This window comes from Nonomuraea sp. AD125B, from assembly GCF_041402765.1.
GTDB classification, from domain to species: Bacteria; Actinomycetota; Actinomycetes; order Streptosporangiales; family Streptosporangiaceae; genus Nonomuraea; species Nonomuraea bangladeshensis.
In genome coordinates, this window is record NZ_JBGLOU010000004.1 from 94,591 (window position 1) to 101,616 (window position 7,026).

Annotated in this window: 7 protein-coding genes; 6 read left to right on the plus strand and 1 reads right to left on the minus strand. The window is 70.9% G+C overall.

Features of this window, described 5'->3' with window-relative positions; genetic code table 11:
• The first annotated feature begins 163 nt into the window (after positions 1-163).
• Both trxB and trxA read left to right on the plus strand, forming a co-directional pair.
• Positions 164-1,096: a thioredoxin-disulfide reductase gene (gene trxB, locus ACBR40_RS12245; RefSeq protein WP_329587878.1), complete on the plus strand. Its 933-nt coding sequence runs from the start codon at positions 164-166 to the stop codon at positions 1,094-1,096.
• Between the two features lie 10 nt (positions 1,097-1,106).
• Positions 1,107-1,421: a thioredoxin gene (gene trxA / locus ACBR40_RS12250; RefSeq protein WP_344209018.1), complete on the plus strand. Its 315-nt coding sequence runs from the start codon at positions 1,107-1,109 to the stop codon at positions 1,419-1,421.
• 173 nt (positions 1,422-1,594) lie between these two features.
• Here trxA and ACBR40_RS12255 read toward each other — a convergent pair whose 3' ends face one another.
• Positions 1,595-2,212 carry a GNAT family N-acetyltransferase gene (locus tag ACBR40_RS12255; RefSeq protein WP_091088326.1) on the minus strand — a complete coding sequence of 206 codons (618 nt, stop codon included), beginning with the start codon at positions 2,210-2,212 and terminating at the stop codon, positions 1,595-1,597.
• Between the two features lie 155 nt (positions 2,213-2,367).
• Here ACBR40_RS12255 and ACBR40_RS12260 point away from each other — a divergent pair, with 155 nt between their 5' ends.
• From ACBR40_RS12260 to ACBR40_RS12275, 4 genes are all read left to right on the plus strand, one after another.
• Positions 2,368-3,717, plus strand: a complete 1,350-nt coding sequence (locus tag ACBR40_RS12260; RefSeq protein WP_371248724.1) for a PLP-dependent aminotransferase family protein — start codon at positions 2,368-2,370, stop codon at positions 3,715-3,717.
• Positions 3,718-3,838: 121 nt separating this feature from the next.
• Positions 3,839-4,795 (plus strand): D-alanine--D-alanine ligase, encoded by a 957-nt coding sequence (locus ACBR40_RS12265; protein ID WP_344209022.1) that lies wholly within the window; start codon positions 3,839-3,841, stop codon positions 4,793-4,795.
• Between the two features lie 22 nt (positions 4,796-4,817).
• Entirely contained in the window at positions 4,818-5,870 is a 1,053-nt protein-coding gene (locus ACBR40_RS12270) for a low specificity L-threonine aldolase (protein ID WP_371248725.1), read from the plus strand.
• Between the two features lie 859 nt (positions 5,871-6,729).
• Positions 6,730-7,026: hypothetical protein (locus tag ACBR40_RS12275; protein ID WP_371248726.1), on the plus strand; the 297-nt coding region annotated here is incomplete at its 3' end.

Below are 7,026 nucleotides of genomic sequence, written 5' to 3' on the forward strand. Positions count from 1 at the left end.
TGTCCTGTGCACAACCTGTGGAAAAGTACGCGCAACGAGGTCCCCTCGCAGGTCACCGTACGATTCGTCGGGCCTGCGGCCGGGTCGCGGGTAGGGAGGGGAATCAGGGCGGCCTAGGATCTGTTGACGCCGGTGCAACTGCAGACGAGGAAGGCGTGGAGCGTTGAGCGACGTTCGTAACGTGATCATCATTGGATCCGGGCCAGCCGGCTACACCGCGGCCGTCTACTCCGCGCGCGCCGAGCTCAAGCCCCTGGTCTTCGAGGGCTCCGTCACCGCCGGCGGCGCGCTCATGAACACCACCGACGTGGAGAACTTCCCCGGGTTCCCCGACGGCATCATGGGGCCCGACCTCATGGACAACCTGCGCAAGCAGGCCGAGCGCTTCGGCGCCGAGCTGGTCGCGGACGACGTGGTCGAGGTGGACCTCACGGCCGAGCCCAAGGTCGTCAAGACGCACACCGACACCTACTACGCCAAGTCCGTCATCCTGGCGATGGGCTCCGGCTACCGCGAGCTCGGCCTCGAGAACGAGAAGCGCCTGTCCGGCCACGGCGTGTCCTGGTGCGCCACCTGTGACGGGTTCTTCTTCCGCAACAAGGACATCGTGGTCGTCGGCGGCGGCGACACGGCGATGGAGGAGGCCACGTTCCTCACCCGGTTCGGGCGCATGGTCACCGTGGTCCACCGCCGTGACGAGCTGCGGGCCAGCAAGATCATGCAGGACCGCGCGCTCGGCAACGACAAGATCCGCTTCGTCTGGGACTCCGAGGTCGTCGACGTGCTCGGCGACACCAAGGTCGAGGCCGTGAAGCTGCGCAACGTCAAGACCGGCGAGGAGTGCGAGCTGGCCACCGACGCGCTGTTCCTCGCGATCGGCCACGACCCGCGCACCGACCTGGTCAAGGGCCAGATCGACCTGGACGAGAACGGCTACATCAAGGTCGCCTCCCCCAGCACCGCGACCAACATCCCCGGCGTGTTCGCCGCGGGTGACGTCGTCGACCACACCTACCGCCAGGCCATCACCGCGGCCGGCACCGGCTGTGCGGCCTCGCTCGACTCCGAGCGCTGGCTCGCCGACAACGACAAGTAAGGAGCGCACCGTGAAGGCAGTCACCGACGCCACGTTCGAAGCCGAGGTACTCAAGAGCGACAAGCCCGTGCTCGTCGACTTCTGGGCGGAATGGTGCGGCCCGTGCCGTCAGGTCTCGCCCATCCTTGAGGAGATCGCCAAGGAGCACGGCGACAAGCTGGAGATCGTCAAGCTCAACATCGACGAGAACCCCGAGGTTCCGCGCCAGTACGGCGTGCTCCAGATCCCGACGATGAACGTCTACAAGGGTGGCGAGGTCGTCAAGCAGATCATCGGCGCCAAGCCGAAGGCCATGCTGCTGCGCGAGCTCGACGGCGTCATCTAGGCCGCGTCCTCCGGCGGTCCTGACGACCGTCTCTCGTGGCGCGCTTCGCCCGGCGAAAGAGCCTCCCGCGACCACGCGGGGGGCTCTCCTGCTTCCCGATGCCTCTGAACGGGTCCCAGCGGGCGCGTGCTCCCTCGGCACCTCCCGTGGGTCCCCCGCCGCGCGGCGGACCGTCACACGGGGCGCAGGGCCCGTTCGGGGCTCATGGACCCGAGCAGCCGCTCCAGCGCGACCTCGACGTCCTCCCGCCACGACACGGCGCTCTTCAGTTCGAGCCGCAACCGCGGAAAACGCAAATGCGGACGAACAGTCTTAAATCCCACTGAAAGCAGATATTCGGCAGGAACCACGCAGCTCGGCTCCTCCCACTTGAGATCCCCGAACGCCTCGATGGCTTTCACCCCGCGCCGCGTCAGGTCCTTGGCCATCCCCTGGATGAGCATCCGCCCCAGCCCGCCGCCGGAGAACTCCGGAATGATGTGCGCCGTCATCAGCAGCACCGCGTCGGCGCTCACCGGCGAGGTGGGGAACGCCACCGACCGCGGCGTGTAGAGCGGCGGGCTGTAGAGCACGAACCCGGCAGGCACGCCGTCGACGTACGCGATCTTGCCGCAGCTCCCCCACTCCAGCAGCGTGGCGGAGAGCCAGGCCTCCTTCTCCAGCCCCGGATCCCCGGAGTCCACCGCGCGCTCCCCGCTCATCGGGTCGAGCTCCCAGAACACGCACCGCCGGCACCGCCGCGGTAGATCTTCAAGATTGTCCAGGGTTATGTTGACCAGCCGGCGCGACAACTACCGCCCCTATCGTTGACCCGGAAAAGCGCGCGAAAACCGCGTCCACAGGTGGCATCGTAGCTCAGTGAAGAGAACGTCAGCGGACACCACGACGGCGTAGCCCTGTCACGTACGACATGTCCGGCTGGCGTAATCTGGTATTTCCGCCCGATATGACACCTAGGAGGTGGGCCGTGACGGAAGAGCTTGATCACGGTCAGACACCCGCGCCGGCCCAAGGGTCGCGCATCGACGCCTACGTCGATCGCTACGCCGCGCGAGCTACCGGGATGGTCGCCTCCGAGATCCGAGCTCTTTTCGCCGTCGCGTCGAGGCCCGAGGTGGTCTCGCTCGCGGGCGGCATGCCGTACGTCACCGCCCTTCCCCTCGACATGGTCGGCGAGCTCGTCTCCGAGCTCGTCACCCGGCGCGGCCCTGTCGCGCTCCAGTACGGCTCCGGCCAGGGCGACCCGCATCTGCGCGAGCAGATCTGCGACGTCATGCGCCTTGAGGGGATCCAGGCCGCGGCGGACGACGTGGTCGTCACCGTGGGTTCGCAGCAGGCGCTCGACCTGATCACCCGCATCTTCATCGACCCGGGCGACGTGGTGCTCGCCGAAGGCCCCTCGTACGTGGGGGCGCTGGGCACGTTCTCCGCCTATCAGGCCAAGGTGGTCCATATCGCCATGGACGATCAGGGCATCGTGCCCGAGTCCCTGGCCCAGACCATCTACGCGCTGGAGACCGCCGGCGCGCCCATCAAGTTCCTCTACACGATCCCCAACTTCCAGAACCCGGCCGGCGTCACCCTCAACATCGCCCGCCGCCAGCAGGTGCTCGACATCTGCCAGCGGGCCGGGGTGCTGATCATCGAGGACAACCCGTACGGGCTGCTCGGCTTCGACGGCGAGCCCATGCCCGCGCTGCGGGCCGACAACGCCGACGGGGTCGTCTACCTGGGCTCGTTCTCCAAGACGCTGGCCCCGGGCTTCCGGGTCGGCTGGGCGCTCGCCCCGCACGCGATCCGCGACAAGCTCGTGCTCGCCATGGAGTCGGCGGTGCTGTCGCACTCGTCGTTCACGCAGCTCGCGGTCGGCCAATACCTCGCCACGCAGCCGTGGCGGGAGCAGATCAAGACGTTCCGCGAGCTCTACCGCGAACGCCGCGACGCGCTCCTCGACGCCCTGGAGTCGCTGATGCCGCCCGAGGTCACCTGGACCCGGCCGGGCGGCGGCTTCTTCGTCTGGGCCACCCTTCCCGAGGGGCTCGACTCGAAGGCCATCCTGCCGCGGGCCGTGGCCGAGCGCGTGGCGTTCGTCCCCGGCACCGGCTTCTTCTCCGATGGCAGCGGGGCGCGGCACATGCGCCTGTCCTACTGCTACCCCGAGCCCGACCGGATCCGCGAAGGGGTGCGCCGGCTCGCCGGGGTGATCGAGCAGGAGATGCAGCTGCGCGACACGTTCGGCACCGGCTCCGTACGCGAGCACAACGGCGTCGACACGCCCGGTCCCGACCTCGCCTGACCCCCGTCCGGCCCGGCCACCCGCGCCGGGCCGGACGGGGCTCCGCCCGAGCGCCTCACGTACACCATTCGCCCCTCACGCCGGTACGCTCGGACAGCGTTCTGTCAGCAGAGGAGAAGTGATGAGCGAGTTGGGCCACGTGCTGGTGCTGGCCGGAGGCCTCTCCTACGAACGGGAGGTGTCCCTGCGCTCGGGCCGCCGGGTCACCGACGTGCTGCGCACCGCCGGCGTCGACGTCGAGACCCGCGACACCGACGCCTCCCTCGTGCCCTCGGTCCTCGCCGACCCTCCGGACGCGGTGTTCGTCACCCTGCACGGCGGCGCCGGCGAGGACGGCGCCATCCGCTCCGTGCTCGAACTCCTCGACGTCCCCTACGTGGGCGCCGACCCCGACGCCTGCCGGGTGGCCTTCGACAAGCCCACCGCCAAGGCGGTCGTCCGCTCCGTCGGCCTGCGCACCCCGGAGTCGGTCACGCTGCCCAAGGAGACCTTCCACGACCTCGGCGCCACGGTCGTGCTCGGCCGGATCATCGAACGGCTCGGCCTGCCCCTGTTCGTCAAGCCGGCGCGGGGCGGCTCCGCGCTGGGCGCCTCCATCGTCCGCACCGCCGAGGAGCTGCCCGCCGCGATGGTCGGCTGCTTCGCCTACGGCGACACCGCCCTCATCGAGCGCTACGTCGACGGCGTGGAGGTCGCCGTCTCGGTCGTGGACGTCGGCGACGGCCCGATCGCCCTTCCCGCCGTCGAGATCGTCCCCGACAAGGGCGTCTACGACTACGCCGCCCGCTACACCGCCGGCCACACCGAGTTCTTCGCCCCGGCCCGCCTGTCCCCCGCCGCCGCGGCCGCGTGCGCACAGACCGCCGTCACCGCCCACACGGCGCTCGGCCTGCGGGACATCTCCCGCACCGACCTCATCGTGGACGCCGACGACGTCCCGCACTTCCTGGAGGTCAACGTGGCGCCTGGGATGACGGAGACCTCGCTGCTCCCGATGGCCGCCGAGGCGGCCGGCCAGGACCTCGGCGACCTCTGCCGCGCCCTCCTCCGGAACGCCGCCGCCCGCGCCCGCGCCTGACCCCGGGTCATAGCCTTACGGTGTGCTGATCGATCCGATGTACCCCAAGAGCTTTGCGAGCGACAACCACGCGGGCGTCCACCCGGACATCCTCGAAGCCATGGCGGCGGCGAACCGGGGAGACGCCCCCGCCTACGGCGGCGACACCTGGACCGCCGCCTTCGCGGAGAAGGTCAAGGAGGTGTTCGGCCCGGAGGCGGAGGGCTTCGCGGTGCTCAACGGCGCGGGCGCGAACATGTTGGGCCTCGCCCTCACCCTCCCCCGCCGCTACGACGCCATCATCTGCGCCGACAGCGCGCACATCGCGACCCACGAGGGCGGCGCCGCCGAACGCCTGCTCGGCGTGAAGCTGATGACGGTCCCCACCTCGCACGGCAAGCTCCGCCCGGCCGACATCGAGTCCCGCCTGCACGGCCTCGGCAATCCGCACGAGTCGCAGCCGGCGGTCGTCTCCATCTCGCAGGTGACGGAGCTCGGCACGTGCTACTCCCCCGACGAGATCGCGGCCCTCGCCGAGACGGCGCACGCCGCCGGCCTACGCCTCCACATGGACGGCGCCCGCCTGGCGAACGCCGCCGCCCATCTCGGCTGTGACCTGAAGGCCGTCACCACCGACGTCGGCGTGGACGTCTTCAGCTTCGGCGGCACCAAGAACGGCGCGCTCGCCGCCGAGGCCGTGGTCGTCCTCGACCCGTCCCTCGCCGAGGCCGTGCCCTTCCTCCGGCGGCAGTCCCTTCAGCTCGCCTCCAAGATGCGCTTCATCTCCGCCCAGCTCACCGCCCTGCTCTCGGACGACCTCTGGCACCACAACGCCCACCACGCCAACCAGATGGCCGCCCGCCTGGCCGCCGGCCTCACGGACGTCCCCGGAACGTCCCTCGCCTATCCCGTCGAATCCAACGCCGTCTTCGCCCAACTCCCGCACGCCGTCGCGGAAACCCTCCGGGGCCGCTACCTCTTCCACTACTGGGACGAGCCGGCCGGCATCGTCCGCTGGATGACCGCCTTCGACACCACCCCGGAACACATCGACGACTTCCTCGCCGACCTCCACAAGGCCGCATCCGCCCTCTGAAGCGCGCCCACCGGTTCCCCGCAAACCCCCGCCCATGTTTCACGTGAAACCAACCGCGCTTCGCTCGCGCCTCGCCCCGTATCGCGTCGGCTTCCGTGGCCGCGCGGCCCTAAAGCCTCGCCAGCGTGGGAACCAGCCGCCGCTGTTTCACGTGAAACAGCGGCGGCCACCCCGAAGAGCCGTCAGCCCCAGTTTCCACACGCCACGGGCGCCGGGGCTGACCACCGTCATTTCAGAAATGGCCAGCCCCGATCCCGCTCGCGGCTCGCCCTGTGGCGCGCGGCTCGCCCTGTGGTGCGCTGGCCGCCCTGTGTCGCGCGGCCGCATTGCCCCGGGCGGCGTCACCTTGCCCACCACCCCCACCACCGCCGCCCCCGCACGCCGCCGCCGCCTCGTCTGACACCACACCGCCCGGCACCGCCACGGGAGCCAGGGCTGACAACCGTCGTTCCACAAATGGCCAGCCCCGTTCGCGCTCCTAGCTCGCCCTGTGCCGCGCAGCCCGTCCTGTATCGCGCGGACCGCACTGCCCCGAGCGGCGTCACCTCGCCCGCCGCCCGCACCGCCTCGCACCATACGCCGCCGCGCACACCGCCACGGGAGCCGGGGCTGACGACCGCCATTTTAGAAACGGCCAGCCCCGTTCCTGCTCGCCCTGTTTCGTACAGCCCGCCCCGTGTCGCGCGGCCGCATTGCCTCGGGGCAACGTCACCTTGCCCGCCGCCCGCACCGCACCGCCTCGCCTCGCCTCGCACGCTGCTGTACCGCCTCGCCTGGCACCGCACTGCCCGGCCGGGAATCAGGGCTGACGACCGCCGTTCCACAAGCAGCCAGCCCCCTTCCCCTCGCGGCTCGCCCCGTGCCGCGCGACCGCTCTGTATCGCGAGGCCTCCGCCGAACCGCCTGGCGCCGCACCCGCCGCATCGCCTCGCCTAACTCCACGCCGCCCGGCGCCCGCGCCGCATGGCACCTCCGCGCTGCGGCGTCCGGCACCGCCCAGTACCGCCTGACGGCGTCTTGCTCGCCTTGCGTCCGCGCCGTCCGCGCCGTCCGCGCCGTCCGCGCCGTCCGCGCCGTCCGCGCCGTCCGCGCCGTCCGCGCCGTCCGCGCCGTCCGCGCCGTCCGCGCCGTCCGCGCCGTCCGCGCCGTCCGCGCC

Coding starts and splice junctions, on each gene's coding strand:
- ACBR40_RS12260 (WP_371248724.1), top strand. CDS start 2,368: ATGACACCTAGGAGGTGGGCCGTGACGGAAGAGCTTGATCACGGTCAG.
- ACBR40_RS12265 (WP_344209022.1), top strand. CDS start 3,839: ATGAGCGAGTTGGGCCACGTGCTGGTGCTGGCCGGAGGCCTCTCCTAC.